This window comes from Erwinia sp. MMLR14_017 (genome assembly GCF_033657285.1).
In the GTDB taxonomy this organism is placed as follows: Bacteria; Pseudomonadota; Gammaproteobacteria; order Enterobacterales; family Enterobacteriaceae; genus Erwinia.
In genome coordinates this window covers 390763-413175 of sequence record NZ_JAWVWP010000001.1, presented here as the reverse complement: position 1 = coordinate 413175, position 22413 = coordinate 390763, and the positions used below count along the sequence as shown (strand labels likewise).

Genomic DNA, 22413 nt, shown 5'->3' with positions numbered 1-22413 from the left:
GGAGGCAGTATGCAGGAACTCCACTCCAGACGCGGCAAGGCCAGACCGGAAGCGCTGGCCGGAAAGGTCTACCAGACGATCAAGAACGACATTTTCGACTTTCGCCTGATGCCGGGCGACCGCTTCAGCGAAAGCGAAATGGCCGCACGTATGGATGTCAGCCGCACGCCGGTGCGGCAGGCCCTCTTCTGGCTGGAGCGGGAGGGTTATGTCGAAGTCTGCTTTCGCAGCGGCTGGCAGGTTCGCCAGTTCGACTTCGAATACTTTGAAGAGCTTTACGATTTAAGAATTGTGCTGGAATGCGAAGCGGTACGCCGCCTCTGCAGCATGCCGCCGGGGCGCGCCAGCGAGTTGCTGAACGACCTGCAGCTTTTCTGGGTAGCCGCGCCGCGCCTGGAGGAGGGAAAGGCCGTTTCACTACAGGACGAAGCCTTCCATATGGCGCTGGTTGCCGCCGCAGGCAACAGCGAAATGGCACGCATTCACGCCGATCTGACGGAAAAAATTCGCATCATCCGCCGCCTCGACTTCACCCGCGAGGAGAGGATTGACGCGACCTATAGCGAGCACGCCCGGATTTTGCTGGCGGTTTTGCATCAACACACTGAGGAGGCCCAGCGCATTCTGACCGACCACATCTCTGTGAGTAAAGCCGAGGTCAGAAAGATCACATTACACATGCTGCAGCAGGCAAGACTTCAACCGGATTCACCAACATAAACAATAAAACTCAGGGGTTCGCCAGATGAAAAGACGTTCATTGCTCAAGGTGTTTGCACTCTCCGCCACGGTTGTCAGTATGGGTTTAGCCTGGGGTGCGCAGGCGGCGGAGACCATTAAAGTCGGGATACTCTCCTCGCTCTCCGGCACGATGGCGATTTCTGAAACGCCGCTGAAAGATGTGGCGCTGATGACCATTGATGAAATTAATGCCAAAGGGGGCGTGCTGGGCAAAAAACTGGAACCGGTGGTAGTTGATCCCGCCTCCAACTGGCCGCTGTTTGCGGAAAAAGCCCGCCAGCTGCTGACGCAGGACAAAGCCGCCGTGGTGTTTGGCTGCTGGACGTCAGTTTCCCGTAAATCGGTGCTGCCGGTATTTGAAGAGCTGAACGGCCTGCTGTTCTATCCGGTGCAGTATGAAGGGGAAGAGATGTCGCCAAACGTGTTTTACACCGGCGCGGCACCCAACCAGCAGGCTATTCCAGCGGTGGAATACCTGATGAGCGAAGATGGCGGCAGCGCCAAACGCTTCTTCCTGCTGGGCACCGACTACGTCTATCCGCGTACCACCAACAAAATCCTGCGTGCTTTCCTGCACTCAAAAGGCGTGAAGGAGAGCGATATTGAAGAGGTGTACACGCCGTTTGGTTACAGCGATTACCAGACTATCGTGTCGAACATCAAGAAATTCTCGGCTGGCGGCAAAACGGCGGTGATCTCCACTATCAACGGGGACTCCAACGTTCCCTTCTACAAAGAGCTGGCGAACCAGGGCATCAAAGCCACGGATGTGCCGGTGGTGGCCTTCTCCGTGGGTGAAGAAGAACTGCGCGGCATTGATACCAAGCCCCTGGTAGGTAACCTGGCGGCGTGGAACTACTTCCAGTCGGTTGAGAATCCGGTGAACAAGCAGTTCGTTGCCGATTACCGCGCTTACGCTAAGTCGCACAACCTGCCGAACGCCGCCACTGCTGTGACCAACGACCCGATGGAAGCGACCTACGTCGGCATCCATATGTGGGCGCAGGCGGTAGAGAAAGCGGGCACCACCGACGTGGATAAAGTGCGTGCGGCAATGGCGGGACAAACCTTCAAAGCGCCGGATGGCTTCACCCTGACCATGGATAGCACGAACCACCACCTGCATAAGCCAGTAATGATTGGTGAAATCGAAGACAACGGTCAGTTCAACGTAGTCTGGCAGACCGACAAACCAGTTCGCGCTCAGCCGTGGAGCCCGTACATTGCCGGTAATGACAAAAAACCCGATCATCCGGTGAAATCCACGCAGTAATCCCGGTAACGGGCGGCGTCTTTACCGCCCGTTCAGATACGCGCCGGGCGAAAGTATCCGCCCGTGTGGGTTAACTCTGTGGGGGCCGGTGTACCGGCCCGTTTCCTGCACCCCTGACATGGAGGGGCATTGCGATGACGATTCGCCCTTTTCTTACCCTGCTGTTTGCGCTGTGCCTGCTGGCACCGCTGGCAGCGTCTGCCGGCCCGGCAGCGGATTTCGCCGCAGCCAGCCGGACAGGCCAGATTAAATTATTGCAGGCCTGGGCGGCAACACCGGACCCCGCTCGCCTGCCCTTTCTTCAGGCGCTGCGTAAAGAGAATGTGGTGCTGGATGAGAACAAACAGCCTTTCAGGGAGACCGCAGGCAAGCTCACGCCGCTGGATAGCGCGGCACAGCCTGCTGGCGGCACCAAAAAGCTGTTTATGAATAACCGCCTGCGGGTCATGGTGGCCACCACGCTGGCTGCCCATCAGCTGGTGAGCGACGACGTGGCGACTCGTCTGGGCGCGGCACGTGCTTTGCAAAACGACGCGCAGGCAGACCAGCTGCCGCTGCTGACCCAGCGTCTGGCGGCAGAGAAGGATGCTGACGTGCACAGCGTGCTGGCGCAGGCTGTTGCGGGGCTGCAAATTGCTGATGCCAACCCTCAAATCCGCCTGCAGGCGGTAAAGCTGCTGGGTGAAACCAGCGATCCGCAAACTCAGGCAGCGCTTGAGCGCTTAACGCAGCCGCAGAACGAGCCGGATGCTGACGTTCGCGCCGCCGCCGCCGGGAGCCTGAAGCAGATCAAACAGCGCCTGATACTGGGCGACCTGCTCGGCCAGGCCTTTACCGGCCTGTCGCTTGGTTCGGTGCTGCTATTGGCGGCTCTGGGTCTTGCCATTACCTACGGCCTGCTGGGCGTCATCAATATGGCCCATGGCGAAATGCTGATGCTGGGCGCCTATGCCACCTGGATGGTACAGACGCTGTTCCAGCGGTTTGCTCCTGACTGGCTGGCCTTCTATCCACTGCTCGCGCTGCCGGTGGCCTTTTTCGTTACCGCAGCCACAGGGATGGCGCTGGAGCGCACCATCATTCGCCATCTGTATGGCCGCCCGCTGGAAACCCTTCTCGCTACCTGGGGCATCAGTCTGATGCTGATCCAACTGGTGCGTGTGCTGTTCGGGGCGCAGAACCTGGAAGTTGCCAACCCGCCCTGGCTCTCTGGTGGCGTGCAGGTGCTGCCAAACCTGGTGCTGCCTTATAACCGCCTTGCGGTGATCCTGTTTGTCTTTGGCGTGCTGTTCCTGACCTGGCTACTGCTGAATAAAACCCGGCTGGGCATGAACGTGCGTGCCGTGACGCAGAACCGCGCCATGGCTGCCTGCTGCGGCGTGCCAACGGGCCGCGTGGATATGCTGGCGTTTGGGCTGGGGTCCGGCATTGCCGGTCTGGGCGGCGTTGCGCTGTCGCAGCTGGGCAACGTCGGGCCGGAGCTGGGCCAGGGCTACATCATCGACTCCTTCCTGGTGGTGGTAACCGGCGGCGTGGGTCAGCTGGCCGGTACCGTGGTCGCCGCTTTTGGGCTGGGGATCCTTAATAAAGTGCTGGAGCCGCAAATTGGCGCGGTGCTCGGCAAAATCCTGATTCTGGTGCTGATCGTGCTGTTTATTCAGAAACGGCCGCAGGGGCTGTTCGCCTTTAAAGGAAGGGTGATCGACTGATGACGCAACCCATAACGCTTACCCTGGTGCAGAAAGCGCCACGCCTCAGCCTGGTCGTTGGCCTGCTGGCGCTGGCAGCGCTGCTGGTGCTGCCTTTTCTGGCGCTGCTGCCGGGAGATAATCCGCTGGCGCTCTCCACCTACACGCTGACGCTGATCGGCAAGATCCTCTGCTACGCCGTCGTGGCCGTCGCGCTGGATCTGGTCTGGGGCTATGCCGGTCTGCTCTCCCTCGGTCATGGTCTGTTCTTTGCGCTGGGCGGCTACGCGATGGGCATGTATCTGATGCGGCAGGCTTCCGGCGACGGGCTGCCAGCCTTTATGTCCTTTCTCTCCTGGAACGAGCTGCCGTGGTTCTGGGTCGGCACCCAGCACTTTGCCTGGGCGCTCTGCCTGATCGTGCTGGTACCGGGTGTGCTGGCGCTGATCTTTGGCTGGTTCGCCTTTCGCTCAAAGATCAAAGGCGTTTACTTCTCGATCATGACCCAGGCGCTGACTTACGCCGGTATGCTGCTGTTCTTCCGTAATGAAACCGGCTTTGGCGGCAACAACGGTTTTACCGGCTTTACCACGCTGCTGGGCTTTCAGGTCACCGCCACCAGCACGCGGATCGGCCTGTTTGTCGCTACCGTGCTGCTGCTGATTGCCAGTTTGGTGATTGGCTTTGCGCTTGCCCGCAGCAAATTTGGTCGCGTGCTGACGGCAGTACGCGATGCGGAGAACCGCCTGATGTTTTGCGGTTACGATCCCAAAGGCTTCAAGCTGTTTGTCTGGACGCTTTCCGCCGTGCTGTGTGGCCTGGCGGGCGCGCTCTATGTGCCGCAGGTGGGCATTATTAACCCCAGCGAGATGTCGCCGACCAACTCCATCGAAGCCGCTATCTGGGTTGCGCTGGGCGGAAGAGGCACGTTAATTGGCCCGCTGCTGGGCGCAGGGATCGTGAACGGGGCCAAAAGCTGGTTTACCGTCGCCTTCCCCGAATACTGGCTGTTCTTCCTCGGGCTGATGTTTATTCTTGTGACTCTGTTCCTGCCTCGTGGCGTTATTGGGTTACTGCGCAGGAGGCGTCATGACTGATCAACTTTTCACCCAGCCGCACCCCGCAGATCGCCACAGGGAACAAACCGATCCGGTACTGCTGCTGGAGAATATCAACGTCTCCTTTGACGGTTTCAGGGCGCTGACCAATCTGTCGCTGGAAATTGGCGTTGGGGAATTACGCTGCGTTATCGGCCCCAACGGCGCAGGAAAAACCACCCTGATGGATGTGATCACCGGCAAAACGCGGCCCGATAATGGACGGGTGCTGTACGACCAGAATACCGACCTCACTACCCTCTCTCCGCCAGAAATTGCCCGCATCGGTATTGGCCGTAAATTTCAGAAGCCGACGGTCTTTGAAGCGTTGACGGTCTTTGAGAACCTGGAGATCGCGCTGAAAACCAACAAGTCCGTCTGGGCATGCCTGCGCAGCCGCCTCAACAGCGAACAGCAGGATCGCATTGACGAGGTGCTGAAGCTGCTGAGGCTTGGCGCGGAGCGTTATCGTCCGGCGGGCTTGCTCTCTCACGGGCAGAAGCAGTTTCTGGAGATCGGCATGCTGCTGGTACAGGATCCCCATCTGCTGCTGCTGGATGAGCCGGCGGCGGGTATGACCGATGCTGAAACGGCGTACACGGCAGAGCTGTTTCGCAGCCTGGCCGGACAGCATTCGCTGATGGTGGTGGAGCACGATATGGGCTTTGTGGAAACCATTGCCGACCATGTGACCGTGCTGCATCAGGGGCAGGTTCTTGCCGAAGGCTCGCTGCGCGACGTACAGGCGAACGAGCAGGTTATCGAAGTTTATCTGGGGCGCTAAGATGTTACAGGTATCGCAACTCAACCAATATTATGGCGGCAGCCATATCCTGCGCGGCCTCTCTTTCGAGGCCAAACCGGGCGAAGTCACCTGCCTGCTGGGACGAAACGGCGTCGGCAAAACCACGCTGCTGAAATGTCTGATGGGGCTGATCCCGGCGAAGTCCGGCACCATCAGCTGGCAGGATAAACCGATCAACAACCGCAAACCGCACCAGCGCGTACAGGCGGGGATCGCCTATGTGCCGCAAGGGCGCGAAATCTTCCCCCGGCTGACTGTGGAAGAGAATCTGCTGATGGGGCTGGCGCGCTTTTCCGGTGCCGACGCCAAACAGGTACCGGCAGAGATCTATCAGCTCTTTCCGGTGCTGAAAGAGATGAAGCAGCGTCGTGGCGGCGATCTCTCCGGCGGTCAGCAGCAGCAGCTGGCGATTGGCCGCGCCTTAGCCTGTAAGCCACAACTGCTGATTCTGGATGAACCTACCGAAGGCATTCAGCCTTCGGTGATCAAAGAGATTGGTGCCGTGATCCGCCAGCTCGCCCAGCGGGGTGATATGGCGATTCTGCTGGTTGAACAGTTCTACGACTTTGCGGCCGAGCTGGCCGACAGTTATCTGGTGATGTCGCGAGGCGAAATCGTCCAGCGTGGCCTGGGCGAGAATATGGCAGCAGAGGGCGTTCGGGGTTTAGTGGCTATCTGACGGGCTTCGCAGCCCGGCCTGAGTAACAAAACGGGAGCCGCTGAATGAGCGCTCCCGTACAGCCTCCTTAATCCACTATGATCAAGCGCTTCGCTGACGCCATCAAACAGCGGGCTGCGGTAAGGGAGGTGAAACTAATAGTCACAGTCTGAAACCGTTACCATGGGGCAATTGCCAACCAACATTACATCCAATATGTAATGTTGGTTTAGGGGCTGGTAGTATTGGAAAACGAAAGTTTTTTCAAGTTGATGGGTCTAACCAGTGAAATTAATTCAGAAATGCGGCTTTGATGCCTCATCGTAAAGATTTCGACATGGTTAGACCAATTGCAGTCATGATACCAGGGATATGCCAGAACGAAATTTAAGCGATCCTCTGTCAGAATGCGTTCAACAGGACACAGCCCGCCTGTGGCGGGCTAAATCATAAAGCGATAACCTTCCAAAGCTCTCACCGTCATAGGTAATCCGAGCTTTAACAGTGACGCCAAATATTCATCTGCCTCCATTGGCGGATTTTTAAGGCTTGTTCGCTGAGTTCGCGCAGACTGCAAAACCAGCGCCAGATTCAAATCAATTAAATCTAATATGAATTCATCCGGGTGCATCGCTTCTATGTCCAGTGCATCCAAACTCTCAGGCGGGAAGTCCTTTAAGTTGAACGTCACGATAACTTCAGCATTGCACTTTATGGCAGCAGCCACTACATGCCTGTCATCTGCATCAGGTAACGATAATCCTGCAATCATTGGCTCAAAGCCAGTAACAAGGGCATCAGGAAGCGCTCTGTTCATCAGCACCTCCACATGCTTAACCTTTTCCAGATTTACTCCTGGCATATTCTTAACTAAGTTTCTTTGCCATTCATCATGGATAATAGCGGTCCATTTTGGCTGGTATAAACCACTTAATCCAAGCCGCATAAGCAGGTCACGCAGCATGTTTGGATAGATGACACAGGCATCCAGTACAACCGGATAAGGCGAATGAGTCATTAGTAAAAACCGAGTTCCTGGCTTAGATCAGCCAACTCCTGCATAGCATCATTACTTTCACTTTCGCGCTGAGCTTTATAGCGCATCAGATCTGCAAACAGTATGCGGCGATGGCGGCCAGTTTTATGATAAGGAAGCTTGCCCTCTTCCAGCAGTTTCACCATATGAGGCCGTGAAACATTTAGAATGTTGGCAGCTTCCTGTGTGGTTAATTCAGCATGAACCGGCACTACCTGAACCGCATTTCCTACAGCCAACTCTCCCAGAACCTTCATCAACAACGTCAGAGCTGAGGTTGGTAACTCGATTTGGTGCGTTTCGTCGTTTGCATCCTGAATTGATATTTTTTGTGTTTCAAGCTTGGTGGAGAGAAACGTCGCCAGTTCTCTTTGTCCACGTAAAGCGACCTCAATTTCCTTCTGAGCCGGAAGGCTTACACTGTCCAGAATTGAGCTAGTCATGTCGTTTTCCAATTTCTAAGTTCAAAAGTTTCAGAGTTTTCAGAGTTTTCAGAGTTCAAGTTTCAAAATTTTTCGAGATTCAAGTTTCAGCATTTTTCAGATTTTCAATTTATCGATTCTACTGCCCACCCACTAAATCAGTGTCAGCCGATATATAGTAATCGAAATAAACGAAACCCACAACATTCGAAACAAACGAAAAGGATGGATTGTGCAGATATGAAGAAACGCTATTTTTATAAATTGGATTTGGTTCACGTGCCAATAATTCACCGCAGCCACTTAAAATCAGGCAACGCTACGCGATTTCTTGCGATCTGATACCCCCGCTGGCGGATAGAATTGACGCAACACGTCTCATTTTTTAGTTAAACGCTGTCAAAGGCGCACCAGTACATGGCTAACGCTGTTTCTGCTGATGATATGATTCAAGGATGAAGGCCGCAAAATTGTCATCGACAGTGTAGAGGTAAGATTCAGGTACATCGAGGCTTTCATCCCCGGAATTCATCCACGCTGATACCATGCTTTTTGAGCTTGTTGTAAAGCCCGGCGCGGGAGACGCCAATCGTCTGGGCCGTGCGGCGCAGGTTGCCTTTTAACGATGAGAGAACAGAGATGATATGCGCACGCTCGCTGCTCTCCAGCCGCTGCGGATCGCACTGCTCCGGACTGCTGCCGATCTCCTCCGGCAAATCTTCGGCGTGGATCAGCTGTTTGTCGCTGAGGTTGATCGCCCGTTCGACAATATTCTCCAGCTCCCGCACATTGCCAGGCCAGGGATAACAGCTTAATGCGGCCATCGCCCCGGAGGTAAACTGCACGCTGGCTTTCTTCAGCCGGGTGCACATCTTTTCGCTGAACCACTCCACCAGCTGAGGCACATCCCCAGTACGTTCGCGCAGCGCGGGGATGCGCAGAGAGAGGACGTTCAGGCGGTAGAAAAGATCGCGCCGAAACGCCCCTGTCTCCATCGCCCGCAGCAGATCGCAGTTAGTGGCCGCAATGATCCTGACGTCGACTTTTACCGGGCGCTGCGCGCCAATGCGCATCACTTCCGCTTCCTGCAACACCCGCAGCAGGCTGGTCTGCGCCTCCAGCGGCATATCGCCGATCTCATCCAGGAACAGCGTGCCGCCCTCAGCCAGCTCGAACTTTCCTGCCGCGCCGCCGCGCCGGGAGCCGGTAAAGGCACCGTCCACGTAGCCAAACAGCTCGCTCTGGACTAAATCACGCGGCAGCGCAGCGCAGTTCACCGCGATAAACGGCCCGCCCTGACGATCGCTGCCGTTATGGATCGCCTGCGCAAACAGCTCTTTTCCGGTGCCGCTTTCACCGGTCAGCAGCACGGTGCTGTCGCTTCTGCTGCTGGTTCTTGCCTTCTCCAGCGCTTCGGTTAGCGCCGGTGAACGACCACAAATCATCTCAAAGGTATAGCTGGCGCCGATGCCCATCACCTGACGGGTAATGGCGCGAATACGCTGATTATCGCGCAGTGAAACGATGCGTCCGCCATCCGGAGCGGGCATTACCGAGACCAGACAGGCCACGCGAGGCCGGTCCGGCGGCTGAAATATCACCTCTCTGTCGTTACAGAACGTAATATCGGTCAGCCTCAGCCCCTCCGGGAGCAATGCCTTATCCAGATCCCTGCCGGTCAGCTGCAGGCCGCGAAAAATCTGCCGGGCATAGCGGTTGATGGTTTTGATGGTGCCGCTGGCATCGGTCACGATCACCCCTTCATTCAGGGTTTCCAGAATGGAGCGCTGCTCGGCCAGCAGACTGCGCAGCACCAGCTGGCGACCAATGGCTTCCGCCGCCGCCTGCACCGTGCCCAGCGTGTGATAGTGGAAATTGTCCTGACTGGCGGTCAGCGTCAGTACGCCGATCATCCTGCCTTCGGCATTACGCACCGGCGCGGCGGCACACTGCCGGTGCCGCTGGCGCAGCTCCTGTTTCCAGTTTTCGCCGCTCAGCAAATAGACCAGCCGCTGTTCATTCAGGCAGCGCCCGGTGCAGTTGGTCCCCATGACTGACTCGCGCAGAATACTGCCTACTGGCGTCATATCCAGCCCGCAGTAGCAAAGGGTTACGCCATCGGCATCGGTCAGATTGATGTGCCCGTCCGGATTGTAAGCCAGCAGGCTCTGCATGATGCTTCCTGCCACCTCAATCAGCTCAGCCTGTTTTTGCAGGATCGCCTTCAACTCTGCTTCAGCAGGAAAAACATAATTGACTGCGCCAGGATCGATCGCCGCCTCACGACTCGCCTGCCATGAGCGCCGGATCGCCGGGCGGACAGAGTCGGGTTCCAGTCCGGCATTGAAATCCTGCCAGCCCTGTTCCAGCTGCGCGTCACGAAGGCTCGCCTCTGCCCCTTCCGGCAGGCTAACCAGGCCCTCGCACTCTTCGCCCATCACACTGAGCAAATCAGGTATATGCATTTTATTTCCCTCCATTATGGAATGTCCATTTTATCTGCATGTTGAGTTTACATGTCTATTTTGTGTGCACTTTGTGATCGAAAGCCCGCAGATAAGCCGCTGAGCGTGGGCTTTTGTGGCTGGCATAACATTTGCTACTCTCCCTGTGGCCGCGTGGCCTTGTGATTTTGCTGTTAACTGCGGAGGCAGAAGATGACCCTTTTTACTCTTTCCGTATGCGCTGAAATGGTTTTTCTGGAATTGCCGTTTATTGAACGGGTGAAGCGCATCCACCAGCTCGGTTTTGGCGTGGAGATCTGGAACTGGCAGAACAAAGACATTCCGGCGTTAAAAGCCACGGGGGCAAAATTTACCTCTATGACGGGGTATCTTTCCGGCAACTTAACCGATGAAGAGGAGATAACAGCGCTGCTGGCGAGCGCCGAAGTGTCGCTACAGGTGGCAGAGCAGCTGGGTTGCCCTTCGCTTAATCTGCACGGCACCGGGCTGAATGAGCGCGGTCTGCCGGTGAAGCCGGTGGAGCATGTGAGCGGCGCAATGTGGCTGAAAGCGGCAGAAACGCTGGGCAAGCTGGCGGCCCTGGCGGAACGTGCCGGGAAAGTCTTTACCCTGGAGAACCTGAATACCGCCGTTGACCATCCCGGCACGCCGTTTGCCAAAGCCAGCGAGGTGCTGGCGTTGGTTGAAGCGGTCAACAGCCCGCATCTGCGTATTAATCTGGACCTCTATCACGCCCAAATCGGAGAGGGAAATTTAATCGAGCTGGTAAGACGTGCCGGCAACGCGATTGGTGAAATCCAGGTAGCGGATGTGCCAGGCCGCCAGGAACCTGGCACCGGAGAGATCAACTACCGGGCCATCGCCAGTGCGCTGAGAGCAATGAACTATCGCGGCGTGGTGGCGATGGAAGGCTGGGCCTCAGGTGATAGCGAGAGCGCCCTGATGCGTTTTAAAGAGCAGTTTTTATCCTGACCTCATAAATAAAATTTCCCTCAATGAAGGGATGTACCCTACAGGAAATAACACCATGAAAATGACTAAACCTTTACTGCTGATCTGCACCATGCTGCTGACGCCTCTCAGCCAGGCCAAAGAGCAGACCGTTGGCGTGGCGCTGGCGAACTTTGACCTCAATTTTGTCTCTATCCTGCGCACGCAGATGATGAAAGAGCTGGCGCGGGAGAAGATGGCCGGTCAGTTTGAAGATGCCAAAGGGGATGTGGCGATCCAGGTGCAGCAGGTGGAGAACTTTATCAATCAGGGAGTGGATGCCATCATCCTGAATCCGGTAGATACCCAGGCGGTGAAGCCGATGATGGAAGCCGCCAGACGGGCAAAAATCCCGCTGATCTTCGTTAACCGCAAGCCAGAAATCCCGCTGGGTGAGAATATGGCCTACGTCGGCTCAGACTCGGCACTGGGCGGCAAAATGGAGATGGAAGCGCTGGCGAAAAAAATGAATTACAAAGGCAACGTCGCTATTCTGATGGGAGCGCTCTCTGCTGAGGAAGCCCGCCAGCGTACCAAAGCCACCGAAGAGGTGATTGCCAAATATAAAGATATGAAGGTTGTTGAGAAGCAGTCTGCACAATGGATGCGTAACGAAGCGGTGGATGTTACCTCCGGCTGGCTGCTCAACGGTGACAAAATTGATGCTATCGCCGCCAACAACGATGAGATGGCGATCGGCGCTATCATGGCATTGCAACAGGCAGGCAATAAAGAGGTGTTGGTGGCGGGCATTGATGGTACACCCGATGCGCTACAGTTCGTGAAGACTGGCAAACTTGCGCTGACCATTTTCCAGGACGCGGCAGGCCAGGGCATTGGGGCGGTACAGACGGCGAAGAAGTTGCTGTCTGGCGAGAAAGTCGAAGGGACGATCTGGATCCCTTACCAGACCGTCACGCCGGAAAACTACACCAGCTTTATGACGAAAAACGTGAAGTAGACTGCCGCGCTGTGAAGTTCTGAAAAAGGCTGCCGGTTTCCCTCACCGGCGGCCTTTTACGCTTCAGTCAGCCCGGTTTCTATCCTGAAGCTCCGCTGTTCGCCAGGCTCAAGGGTAATCAGGGTGCCCGCCTTTTTAGCTGCACTGGCGCCTTCCGGGCGGCAGGTCGCCGGTAACACAAAGGCTGCAACCTGCTGATCGTTATTATGCAGGATCCAGCGGGTGGCAAAATTGAACTGTGCCGTATCGAAGCTGGTGCTGAAGCCGTAGCCATCGGGAGAATGCAGCGAAAATGTGGCCTGCCTGCCGTACTGCGCCAGATTATCCGCAAAGAAGACGATTTCCGGGTCGTACATTTCCGGACGCGTCAATCCACCGAATGCCTGCGGATCTTCCTGGAGTTGACGGGTATATTCCAGCCAACCCGGCGTGGGGTGGACGTGACCCGGAATGGATCTGCGGAGCTGGAAGGCGCTCTCCGGAATAGTCTGGCTGAAGGTGCCATTTTCTACATACGCATAATTCATATGGCACATGTACTGCAACGGCATGGCAGCGCCGGAAAGATTGGTCACCGCCATTTCAATGATGACTCTTGGTCTTTCCGCCAGCAGCGTAACGCCCGGCAAAGCGCGATAATGGTGCCCGAAGCCTTTGATATATTCCGCTTCTCCCCGCAGTGCAACACTCTCTTCCTCCAGCACCAGCCAGGCGCTGTCCATGCGCGCGCAGGCCATTTCACCGTGTAGCGGATGCTCGTCCTCTGCACCAGGACAGCCGTTAGCCAGCAGGCCGGAGTGAAACGCAAAGCAGCCATAAGTATCGATAATATCCTTACCGGGCAACGGCTGTTTAAAACCGCTGCCCATGCTCAGCCTCTGGCCGTCAAACACCGCGTCCCAGACCATCTGACCGTAAAAAGGCAGCACTATGATAAAGCCCCGACTGTTTACCATCCGCACCGCTTCAATCCCTGAAGGATAACGGAACAGCTCAACCTTAAAATGGGCGTTATCCAGCAGCGTGCGCGGCGTGTCGCCAAACAGCGCCGGGCTTAATGGCAGCGTAGTTTTCATCGAGCCTCCTCAGCCAGGCGACCCCGGGTGGCAACCGGCTGTTTTTTGTGGCGCAGTTCGCCCCAGAAATAGAATCCTACCCAGGCAAAACAGAGTAACGAGACGCCGAACGCCATCTGCATTGAACCCAGACGGTCAGAGACCAGCCCCTGCAACGCCGGAACGAAGGCGGCACCCACAATCGCCATCACGATAAAGGCACCCGCGACCTCAGTATATTTGTTGTCCACGGTGGAAAGCGTTCCTGCGTAGATGGTTGCCCAGCAAGGCCCGAACAATACGCTGACAAAAACGGCGGCATACACAGCGGTGAAATTTGGTACCAGCATCACATAGGCCAGCGTAATCACCCCGACCACCGAATAGGCAATCAACACCTTTTCAGCGCGGAAACGGGTCATCAGGAAGTTGGCGACAAACTTACCGATAAAGAAGCAGATAAAGCTGTAAATCATAAAGTTAGAAGCGTGGCGCTCGTTAGCTGCCCCCAGGTTCAGCGCCAGACGGATGGTGAACGACCAGACGGCAACCTGCATACCCACATAGAGGAACTGAGCAATGATCCCACGCCTGAAGTGGCGGTTCTTAGCCAGGTAGCTAAAAGTTTCTCCCAGGCTCGGCAACTTTTTCCCGACGCTCTGCGGCTTGCAATGTGGGTAACGTGTCACCAGGAACAGCACCATCACTACCACTAAGACCATCACCAGATATTTATAAGGCTCCAGCGTGTGCTCCAGCATGCTCAGCCGGAACTGGTGCAACTGCTCCGGATTCATGCCCGCCATCTGGCTGTGCAGGCTGTCGCCATCCTGAAACACCAGATATTTGCCCAGCACAATGCCCATCAGCGCCCCTACAGGATAGAAGGTCTGACTGACGTTAAGGCGCAGCGTGGCGTGATCCCGATGCCCAATCATTGAGCTGTAGGTATTTGCCGCCGTTTCAAGGAAGCTCAGGCCAATGGCGATGGCGAAGATGGCCGCCAGAAACATGGTGTAAGTTGCCATGTGAGAAGCGGGATAGAAGAGCACGCACCCGACAATATAGAGCGCCAGGCCCAGCAGAATAGCGACCTTATAGCTGCTGCTGCGGATCACCAGCGAGGCCGGGATCGCAATCAGGAAATAGCCACCGTAGAAGGCGCTCTGCACCAGCGCGCTGGCAAAATCGCTGAGCGCAAACACGCTTTTGAACTGGGTAATCAAAATGTCATTCAGGCTGGCTGCGCATCCCCACAAAGGGAAGAGGCAGGAGAGCAGAATAAACTGCAACAGCGGGGTCTTAGTTAAATAGCCATCAGGCTGCTGAACGATGTTCGGGTGCATAGCGGATCCTCAGTTAACGGGTGAGAAAACGGTGAAAGGTATCGGCATCGGGATAGGAAAGCTGGGTTCCCCGTCCGGTGACGCTGCAGGCGGCATAGGCGGAGGCAGACGTCATCGCCTTAGCCACATCGCCATGCTGGATCAGGAAGTGGGCAAAGCAGCCGATAAAGGCATCTCCCGCTCCGCTGGTATCCACAGCCCTGACCGGCGTTGGGTCAACGCGGTGGACTTCATCGCCATGCATCCAGACCGATCCCCGGCTTCCCAGGGTAATGATCAGGTTTTTCAGGCCGCGTCCCAGCAACATTTGCCCTGCCCTGATCACTTCCTCATCCGTACTGACGGGCAGGCCGGTGAGGATCTCCAGTTCGGTTTCGTTGGGCATGAAATAGTCGCACTGACAGGCATACTGAATATCCAGCTCCGCTACTGCCGGAGCAGGATTAAGGATCACCTGAATACCGTGCTGACGCGCAAAGTCGATGGCGTAATAGACCGTCGGCAGCGGAATTTCCAGCTGCAACACTATCAGCCGACAATGCTTCAGCGCTTCAGAGGCGGCATCGATATCCGCTGGCGCAAGGTGTGCATTCGCCCCTTTGATAATCAGAATGCGGTTTTGCGACCGATCGTCGACAAAGATTGGTGCCACCCCGCTTGAAGTGCCTGCGGCAACGGTCACGTTGTCAGCGTTCACGCCAAACTGCCGTAAATTTTTAACCGTGTTCTCCGCAAAAAGATCTTCGCCAACCTTGCTGACCATCATCACCGCAGCGCCAAGCTTCGCTGCCGCAACGGCCTGATTTGCCCCTTTGCCACCGCAGCCCAAAGCAAAATCGGGCGCTTCTAAGGTCTCACCGGCTTTTGGCATCGTGTTGGTATAGGTGATCAGGTCGACCATATTTGAGCCAATGACGGCAACATCCATAACATTTTCCCCGTGTAAATTTTCTTCATTAAATGTTGCAGAAATAACAATAACAATCATCTTGTGTTATTTTTGTGACACCCGTCTCAGCCTGAAAATCGCGTCATCAGAGTAATGATTGGAGATTGACGGTCAGCGTAAAATGTTATTATTTTAACAAAACACCCTATCTGCTGAGGAACTCCCCCGTGCAAAACCTTGACTATGCCCGCTACATTGACCACACGCTGCTGGCGGCTAATGCCACCGTGCAGCAAATTACCGCCCTGTGTGAAGAGGCGATTGCCCATCGCTTCTACGCCGTTTGCGTCAACTCGGGTTATGTGCCGCTGGTAGCAAAAACGCTGGAAAACAGCGGCGTGAAAGTCTGTTCCGTAATCGGTTTTCCGCTGGGCGCGGGACTGACCAGCGCTAAAGCGTTCGAAGCTAAAGCGGCTATTGAGGCAGGAGCGGAAGAGATCGATATGGTGATTAACGTCGGCTGGCTACAGAGTGGCGAGATTGCCGCTGTGCAGGCCGATATTCAGGCGGTGCGCGAGGTTTGCGGCCCGATCCCATTGAAGGTAATATTAGAGACCTGCCTGCTCAGCGATGCACAAATCGTTCAAATCTGTGAAATTTGTCGCGCACTCAGCGTAGCCTTCGTGAAGACCTCCACTGGTTTCAGCACCGGCGGCGCACGCGAAGAACATGTTCGTCTGATGCAGCAAACAGCTGGTCCGGACGTGGCGGTGAAAGCGTCAGGCGCGGTTCGCGATCGTCAGACAGCCGATATCATGATCAACGCGGGCGCCACCCGCATCGGCACCAGTTCTGGCATCGCCATCGTCAACGGCAGTCATCCCGCCGGCGAGGGATATTAACCGTTCTTTAAGGAGTGACTGACCATGGAAACCCGGCGCGATGAGCGCGTAAACAAGCTGTCGTCTGCGCTGAAGCGAACCGACAAAATCCACCTGCGGGAAGCCGCGCGCCTGCTGGGTGTCTCTGAAATGACCATCCGGCGGGATCTCAACGAACAGCCTTCGGCGGTGGTGTTACTCGGGGGCTACATTGTCAGTGACCCTAAAAACAGTCAGGGACACTATTTTGTCACTGACCAGCAGGCGCACAACGTCGAGAAAAAGCGGCGGCTGGGGCAGCTGGCGGCTTCGCTGATAGAAGCTGGCGACACGGTATTTTTCGACTGCGGCACCACCATGCCGTGGATTGTCGATGCCATTGATAACGAGTTAGCTTTTACCGCTATCTGTTGTGCCATGAATACCTTTCTGGCGCTGAAAGAGAAGCCAGCTTGTCAGGTTATCCTTAACGGCGGCGAGTTCCATGCCGACAATGCCATCTTTACCCCACTGGGGCACGGCTCGGTAATGGACAGCCTCTGTCCCGGTAAGGCGTTTATCTCTGCCGCAGGGATTGATGCCATTCAGGGTGCAACCTGCTACAACCTTAACGAGCTGCCGATGAAGCATCAGGCGATGCAGCGCGCCCACCAAAAAATTCTGGTGGCAGACAGTAGCAAGTTTGGCAAAGTGCTGCCCGCCCGTATTGACGAGCTAAGCGCCTTCGGCACGCTGGTCAGTGATGAGATGCCGCCAAAGGAGCTGACGAACAAACTGAAAAGTCTGGGAATTGAGCTGATCACGGCGCAGAAGTGAAGGATTCAGGCTGGATAAAAGCTGCTTCCAGCCGCGCTGCAAAGTGAATGAAAAACAGAGATGTAACCAGCCGCGCAGAATGCTGAACGGAATATGTATCTACTCAGCAACTGAATAAAACTTATATAAAATCAGAAGCGCAGCATGCTTAATGCCATGCTGCGCCGACAAAATATTATACAGGTTGCACCAACCCGCTTCAGGCCCAACGGTTAAGGATCTCCTTTCCATCACGCAGGCGGCGAAGATTTTCACAGACGCCCGCGACGTTGCCACTCAAAGAGTTATCCGTGACGCCGCCAATATGTGGTGTGGCGATCACATTGTAGTGAAACAGCGGGTCCTGTGGGTCCGGCGGCTCCTGCCAGAAGACATCCAACCCGGCGCCCGCCAGGTGCCCTACTTCCAGTGCGGCCAGCAGCGCCTGTTTTTCAATCAGCCCACCGCGTCCCAGATTAATCAGGAAACTGCCCTGCTTCATCTGGGCCAGCGCCGTTTCATCGATGATATTCCGCGTCGCGTCGTTATCCGGCAGGCTGAGGATCACAAAATCCGCCTCGCTCAGCAGCGCGGGCAGATGCATCATGTTGCCCAGCCAGTCCAGCTGATGCGCTTTGGCAAAACTCTGGTCGGCGGTTCTTTTCACGCCAATCAGGCGAACGCCAAAGGGCACCAGCCGCTTCGCCAGCGCCTTACCGATGCCGCCCAGCCCCACCAGACCGACGGTTTTTCCCGTCAGCCCCATGCCTACCGGCAGGCCGAGCTGACGGGTGGCGATCATCTCCGGCAGTTCGCTGGCCTTGCGCGCCAGCCCAATCATCATCCAAATACCGAGTTCTGCAACGGAGTCGGCATTGCCGGAGCTGTCGGAGGGGACATTCGCCACCTGCACGCCCTGGGCCTTTGCGCTGGCAATATCCACACCCTCCAGCCCGGCACCGGCCTGCTGAATAAGCCTGAGCCTGTCGGCGGTTTTCAGCAGCTCCGGCGTCACCTTCGCCATCCCAGGGATTAGCACATCATAGCCTGCCAGGCTTTCTGCGGCGTGGCCTGCAGAAGCGGTGAACTCGACGTCGGGCAGCATCTGACGACACTGCTGAATCATCCCGCCCCAGGCACTCTCTTCGGCCGCTATCAGAACTTTCATCGATATGCTCCTGCTTTATAAGGCAAAAAATCAGCATAATCTGCTCAGCTCGAAAATCAAACAGTTATCTGATAAATCCTTTTTATCACCAAAATGATCCGCGCGGCAGAAAGAGAGCCAGCAGGCAACCTCCCGAAAGTTTACTTAAGTCAGCGGCAGAATGGTGCGCATGCAGGCAACGGATTTGCGGCGGGAAGTATGACGGATATCGGCATAATCCGCGGTGGATGGCTGTGATTACCTGCCGAAACCAGTTAAACTTCGCTATCTGAGTGGGCACCCGCTGCCCCAATTAACACACAGACACCAAGAGGCTCATCCTACGTGGCTCAATTCGTCTATAGCATGCATCGCGTCGGCAAAGTCGTCCCGCCGAAGCGTCATATCCTGAAAAACATCTCCCTGAGCTTTTTCCCGGGCGCCAAAATCGGCGTGCTGGGTCTGAATGGCGCAGGTAAATCCACCCTGCTGCGCATCATGGCGGGCATCGATAAAGATATCGAAGGGGAAGCGCGTCCGCAGCCTGGCCTGAAAATCGGTTACCTGCCGCAGGAGCCACAGCTGAACCTGGAGCACACCGTCCGTGAATCCGTTGAGGAAGCGCTGGCGGAAGTGGTTGGCGCGCTGAAGCGTCTGGATGAAGTGTACGCACTCTACGCTGAAGAGGATGCGGACTTCGACAAGCTGGCCGCAGAACAGGGTCGGCTGGAAGAGATTATCCAGGCCCATGATGGCCACAATCTGAACACCCAACTGGAACGCGCAGCCGATGCGCTGCGTCTGCCAGACTGGGATGCAAAAGTGGCTAACCTCTCCGGTGGTGAACGCCGCCGCGTTGCGCTCTGCCGCCTGCTGCTGGAAAAACCGGACATGCTGCTGCTGGACGAACCGACCAACCACCTGGATGCAGAATCCGTGGCCTGGCTGGAGCGCTTCCTGCACGACTTCGAAGGCACCGTGGTGGCGATTACCCACGACCGTTACTTCCTTGATAACGTGGCGGGCTGGATCCTGGAGCTGGACCGTGGTGAGGGCATTCCGTGGGAAGGCAACTACTCTTCCTGGCTGGAGCAGAAAGATGCTCGTCTGGCGCAGGAAGCGTCAAGCGAAGCCGCCCGCCGCAAATCCATTGAGAAAGAGCTGGAGTGGGTGCGTCAGGGTGCGAAAGGCCGTCAGTCTAAGGGCAAAGCCCGTCTGGCACGCTTTGAAGAGCTGAACAACACCGATTACCAGAAGCGTAACGAAACCAACGAACTGTTTATTCCACCAGGCGCACGTCTGGGCGATAAAGTGGTGGAAGTCAGCAATCTGCGTAAGTCTTACGGCGACCGCTTACTGATTGACGATCTGACCTTCTCGGTGCCGAAAGGGGCCATCGTCGGGATTATCGGTCCGAACGGCGCCGGTAAATCCACGCTGTTCCGCATGATGTCTGGTCAGGAAGAGCCTGATTCCGGCAGCATCGTACTGGGCGATACTGTAAAGCTCGCCTCTGTCGATCAGTTCCGCGACAGCATGGATAACAGCAAAACAGTATGGGAAGAGGTTTCGGGCGGCCAGGATATTATGCGTATCGGCAATACCGAGATGCCAAGCCGCGCCTACGTGGGCCGCTTCAACTTTAAAGGCGTGGATCAGGGCAAGCGCGTTGGCGAGCTTTCTGGTGGCGAGCGTGGCCGTCTGCATCTGGCTAAGCTGCTGCAGGTTGGCGGCAACATGCTGCTGCTGGATGAACCTACCAACGACCTGGATATCGAAACCCTGCGAGCGCTGGAAAACGCCCTGCTGGAGTTCCCCGGCTGTGCGATGGTTATCTCGCATGACCGTTGGTTCCTTGACCGTATCGCTACCCATATCCTCGACTATCAGGATGAAGGCAAGATCGAGTTCTTCGAGGGTAACTTTACCGAATATGAAGAGTACAAGAAGCGTACGCTGGGCGCCGAAGCGCTGGAGCCAAAACGCATCAAGTACAAGCGCATGACCAAGTAATGAAAAGGGCGAAGCGAGTCGCCCTTAACGTTTCTGGCAGGGCGCTCTCTTCGCCCTGCTCTGTTTCCCGCTTCCCTGCCTATTGATAAAATTCCCGGAAAATGGGTGACTGCAAGGCGAAATCGATAAAGCGTGCCAGCGCGGGCGAGTTCAGCTTGCGGCTTGGGTAGACCAGCCACAGCTCGTTGCCTTCTACCTGCCATTCCGGCAATACCTGCACCAATCTCCCGTCCGCTACAATATCGTCGGTAAGAAATCTCGGCAGCAGGGTGATACCTGCATCGCCCAACGCGCACTCGCGTGCATAAACCAGGTTATCGGTCATATGGATGGGCGGCAGCAGCCAGCGGTAATACTCCTCTTCCCGCTTCAGTAACCACTCGCTCCATGCCCGATGGGCAATGCAACGATGCGTTGAAAGCTGCTGCGGATGGGTTAACGCTTCATGTTTATCCAGATAACCTTTTGAGGCCACCAGCAGCCTTTCGCAGTAGCCGATGCGCCGTCCAATCAGCGATGAGTCCTGCGGCTGCCCGGTACGCAGCGCCACATCGTAGCCCTCCTGCACCAGATCCCGCACCTCATCAGAGACGGAAACTTCAAGCGTGACGTCCGGATATTCCTGCTGAAAAGCCGCATTGAAGCGCGCCAGCAGCGTGGCACCAATCCCCGCCGGAGAGGTAATGCGCAGACGTCCGCTGGGGTTATCCCGCAGACGTTGTATTGCCATGTTGGCGCGCTCGCTGGCCTGCATCATCTCCTGGCAGTGCACCAGGTAGCGTTCGCCGGCAAAGGTCAGATTAAGCTGCCGTGTAGTCCGGTTGATCAGGCGAATGCCGAGAGCCTGCTCAAGCTGACTGATGCGCTGGCTGACACTGGACTTGGGTAATCCGGCGCGCTTTGCTGCCCCGGTAAAGCTGCCACATTCGGCCACCAACGCAAACAGGGCCATATCCTGCAGCTGTTTAAACATAATTGTTCACCTGAAACGAACACTTCGTTAGTTATTGTACGGCTTATCATTAGTCCGCTTAGCTTCTACACTGAATATCACACCTTAAAGGAGATGCGCCATGAGTATTAAAGCGATTGCTATCAATCCAGAAAAACCGCAGCAATTTATTGAAATTCAGCCGGAAAAACCGACACCGGGCGAATACGATCTGCTGGTCGAAGTCAAAGCCGCTTCGGTCAATCCAGTCGATACCAAAGTCCACAAAGGCGCGCAAAAGAGTGGCCTGCAGCAGCCCCGCATCCTCGGCTGGGATGCCAGCGGCGTGGTGCTGGAAGTGGGCAGCAAAGTCAGCGGCTTTAAGGCTGGGGACGAAGTCTATTACGCAGGGGATATTACCCGTCCGGGCAGCAATACCACGCATCAGCTGATCGATGCCCGCATTACCGGCCACAAACCTGCCTCGCTGAGCTGGGCGGAAGCGGCGGCAATCCCGCTGACGGCTCTGACCGCCTGGGAAGGCCTGTTTGACCGCCTGCAGCTTGATAAGGTGGAAGAAGGGAAAACCTTACTGATTGTTGGCGGCGCAGGCGGCGTAGGCTCGCTGGCTATCCCGTTTGCTAAACTGCACAGCAAAGTAAAGGTCATTGCCACCGCTTCCCGTCCGGACTCCGTACAGTGGTGTAAGGATCGCGGCGCGGACCTGGTGATCGATTACAAAGATATGGCCGGGGAGCTGGAGAAGCACGGTCTGAAGCAGGTCGATTACATTTTCTGCCTGAATGACACCGATGGTCACTGGGAAACGATGGCAAAACTGATTGCGCCTCAGGGGCATATCTGCACCATCGTAGAGAATGAAAAGCCGCTGGAGATGAATGAGCTGAAGCTGAAAAGTGCTGCGCTGCATTTCGAGTTTATGTATACCCGCAGCATGTATAACACGCCGGATATCGCCCGTCAGGGAGAGATTCTGGATGCCACGGCGAAGCTGCTGGATGCAGGGAAAATCACTACCACGCTGAACAAAACGTTACAGGGGCTGAGCGTGGAAACCCTGACTGAAGCCCATCAGCTGGTGCTGGAAGGCCATATGCGTGGGAAAGTGGTGATGGTTTACTAGAGTGTCAGGGATACATGGCCTGGTTATGGGCCAGCAAAGTTAAAACCAGGTCTGGTGCAGGGCGTCACCATGTCAT

General features: G+C 56.0%; 20 protein-coding genes. 12 read left to right on the top strand and 8 right to left on the bottom strand.

Annotation, left to right across the window (positions count from 1 at the left end; genetic code table 11):
* The first annotated feature begins 9 nt into the window (after positions 1–9).
* From SD961_RS02005 to urtE, 6 genes are all read left to right on the top strand, one after another.
* The gene (locus SD961_RS02005) at positions 10–720 is read left to right on the top strand and encodes a GntR family transcriptional regulator (protein ID WP_318788731.1); all 711 of its coding nucleotides are present in this window, start codon (positions 10–12) and stop codon (positions 718–720) included.
* A 25-nt stretch (positions 721–745) separates the two neighbouring features.
* On the top strand, positions 746–2014 hold the full coding sequence (gene urtA / locus SD961_RS02000) for an urea ABC transporter substrate-binding protein (protein ID WP_318788730.1): 1269 nt from the start codon (positions 746–748) through the stop codon (positions 2012–2014).
* A 134-nt stretch (positions 2015–2148) separates the two neighbouring features.
* The gene (gene urtB / locus SD961_RS01995; RefSeq protein WP_318788729.1) at positions 2149–3723 is read left to right on the top strand and encodes an urea ABC transporter permease subunit UrtB; all 1575 of its coding nucleotides are present in this window, start codon (positions 2149–2151) and stop codon (positions 3721–3723) included.
* Positions 3723–4799, top strand: coding sequence for an urea ABC transporter permease subunit UrtC (urtC, locus tag SD961_RS01990; protein WP_318788728.1), 1077 nt, complete (start codon positions 3723–3725; stop codon positions 4797–4799). The genes urtB and urtC overlap by 1 nt, the downstream gene beginning before the upstream one ends.
* Positions 4792–5583 (top strand): urea ABC transporter ATP-binding protein UrtD, encoded by a 792-nt coding sequence (urtD, locus tag SD961_RS01985; RefSeq protein ID WP_318788727.1) that lies wholly within the window; start codon positions 4792–4794, stop codon positions 5581–5583. The genes urtC and urtD overlap by 8 nt, the downstream gene beginning before the upstream one ends.
* 1 nt (position 5584) lies before the next feature.
* A complete protein-coding gene (urtE, locus tag SD961_RS01980) occupies positions 5585–6283 on the top strand; it encodes an urea ABC transporter ATP-binding subunit UrtE (RefSeq protein WP_318788726.1) in 699 nt (232 codons plus the stop codon).
* Positions 6284–6704: 421 nt separating this feature from the next.
* On the opposite strand, the gene SD961_RS01975 is transcribed toward urtE, so the two are convergent.
* The 3 genes from SD961_RS01975 to SD961_RS01965 form a co-directional block, all read right to left on the bottom strand.
* The gene (locus SD961_RS01975; protein ID WP_318788725.1) at positions 6705–7280 is read right to left on the bottom strand and encodes a PIN domain-containing protein; all 576 of its coding nucleotides are present in this window, start codon (positions 7278–7280) and stop codon (positions 6705–6707) included.
* Positions 7280–7741 (bottom strand): helix-turn-helix domain-containing protein, encoded by a 462-nt coding sequence (locus SD961_RS01970; RefSeq protein ID WP_318788724.1) that lies wholly within the window; start codon positions 7739–7741, stop codon positions 7280–7282. The genes SD961_RS01975 and SD961_RS01970 overlap by 1 nt, the downstream gene beginning before the upstream one ends.
* Positions 7742–8235: 494 nt before the next feature.
* Positions 8236–10185: a sigma-54-dependent Fis family transcriptional regulator gene (locus SD961_RS01965; protein WP_318788723.1), complete on the bottom strand. Its 1950-nt coding sequence runs from the start codon at positions 10183–10185 to the stop codon at positions 8236–8238.
* A 192-nt stretch (positions 10186–10377) separates the two neighbouring features.
* Here SD961_RS01965 and SD961_RS01960 point away from each other — a divergent pair, with 192 nt between their 5' ends.
* Both SD961_RS01960 and SD961_RS01955 read left to right on the top strand, forming a co-directional pair.
* The gene (locus tag SD961_RS01960; RefSeq protein WP_318788722.1) at positions 10378–11157 is read left to right on the top strand and encodes a TIM barrel protein; all 780 of its coding nucleotides are present in this window, start codon (positions 10378–10380) and stop codon (positions 11155–11157) included.
* 55 nt (positions 11158–11212) lie between these two features.
* Positions 11213–12136 (top strand): sugar ABC transporter substrate-binding protein, encoded by a 924-nt coding sequence (locus SD961_RS01955; protein ID WP_318788721.1) that lies wholly within the window; start codon positions 11213–11215, stop codon positions 12134–12136.
* Between the two features lie 56 nt (positions 12137–12192).
* On the opposite strand, the gene SD961_RS01950 is transcribed toward SD961_RS01955, so the two are convergent.
* Genes SD961_RS01950 through rbsK form a run of 3 tightly spaced genes read right to left on the bottom strand, consistent with a single transcriptional unit; the run spans position 12193 to position 15465 of the window.
* On the bottom strand, positions 12193–13212 hold the full coding sequence (locus tag SD961_RS01950) for an aldose 1-epimerase family protein (RefSeq protein ID WP_318788720.1): 1020 nt from the start codon (positions 13210–13212) through the stop codon (positions 12193–12195).
* The gene (gene fucP / locus SD961_RS01945) at positions 13209–14537 is read right to left on the bottom strand and encodes an L-fucose:H+ symporter permease (RefSeq protein WP_318788719.1); all 1329 of its coding nucleotides are present in this window, start codon (positions 14535–14537) and stop codon (positions 13209–13211) included. Before fucP ends, SD961_RS01950 begins: the two co-directional genes overlap by 4 nt.
* Before the next feature lie 13 nt (positions 14538–14550).
* Positions 14551–15465, bottom strand: a complete 915-nt coding sequence (gene rbsK / locus SD961_RS01940; protein ID WP_318788718.1) for a ribokinase — start codon at positions 15463–15465, stop codon at positions 14551–14553.
* Positions 15466–15653: 188 nt separating this feature from the next.
* On the opposite strand from rbsK, the gene deoC reads away from it, so the two are divergent.
* Both deoC and deoR read left to right on the top strand, forming a co-directional pair.
* Positions 15654–16328: a deoxyribose-phosphate aldolase gene (deoC, locus tag SD961_RS01935; RefSeq protein WP_318788717.1), complete on the top strand. Its 675-nt coding sequence runs from the start codon at positions 15654–15656 to the stop codon at positions 16326–16328.
* Between the two features lie 24 nt (positions 16329–16352).
* Positions 16353–17123, top strand: coding sequence for a DNA-binding transcriptional repressor DeoR (gene deoR / locus SD961_RS01930; protein WP_318788716.1), 771 nt, complete (start codon positions 16353–16355; stop codon positions 17121–17123).
* 199 nt (positions 17124–17322) lie between these two features.
* On the opposite strand, the gene SD961_RS01925 is transcribed toward deoR, so the two are convergent.
* Positions 17323–18270, bottom strand: a complete 948-nt coding sequence (locus tag SD961_RS01925; RefSeq protein ID WP_318788715.1) for a 2-hydroxyacid dehydrogenase — start codon at positions 18268–18270, stop codon at positions 17323–17325.
* A 324-nt stretch (positions 18271–18594) separates the two neighbouring features.
* On the opposite strand from SD961_RS01925, the gene ettA reads away from it, so the two are divergent.
* The gene (ettA, locus tag SD961_RS01920; protein ID WP_318788714.1) at positions 18595–20262 is read left to right on the top strand and encodes an energy-dependent translational throttle protein EttA; all 1668 of its coding nucleotides are present in this window, start codon (positions 18595–18597) and stop codon (positions 20260–20262) included.
* A 79-nt stretch (positions 20263–20341) separates the two neighbouring features.
* On the opposite strand, the gene SD961_RS01915 is transcribed toward ettA, so the two are convergent.
* Positions 20342–21238 carry a LysR family transcriptional regulator gene (locus tag SD961_RS01915; RefSeq protein WP_318788927.1) on the bottom strand — a complete coding sequence of 299 codons (897 nt, stop codon included), beginning with the start codon at positions 21236–21238 and terminating at the stop codon, positions 20342–20344.
* A 97-nt stretch (positions 21239–21335) separates the two neighbouring features.
* On the opposite strand from SD961_RS01915, the gene SD961_RS01910 reads away from it, so the two are divergent.
* Positions 21336–22337, top strand: coding sequence for a zinc-binding alcohol dehydrogenase family protein (locus tag SD961_RS01910; protein WP_318788713.1), 1002 nt, complete (start codon positions 21336–21338; stop codon positions 22335–22337).
* Positions 22338–22413: the final 76 nt, after the last annotated feature.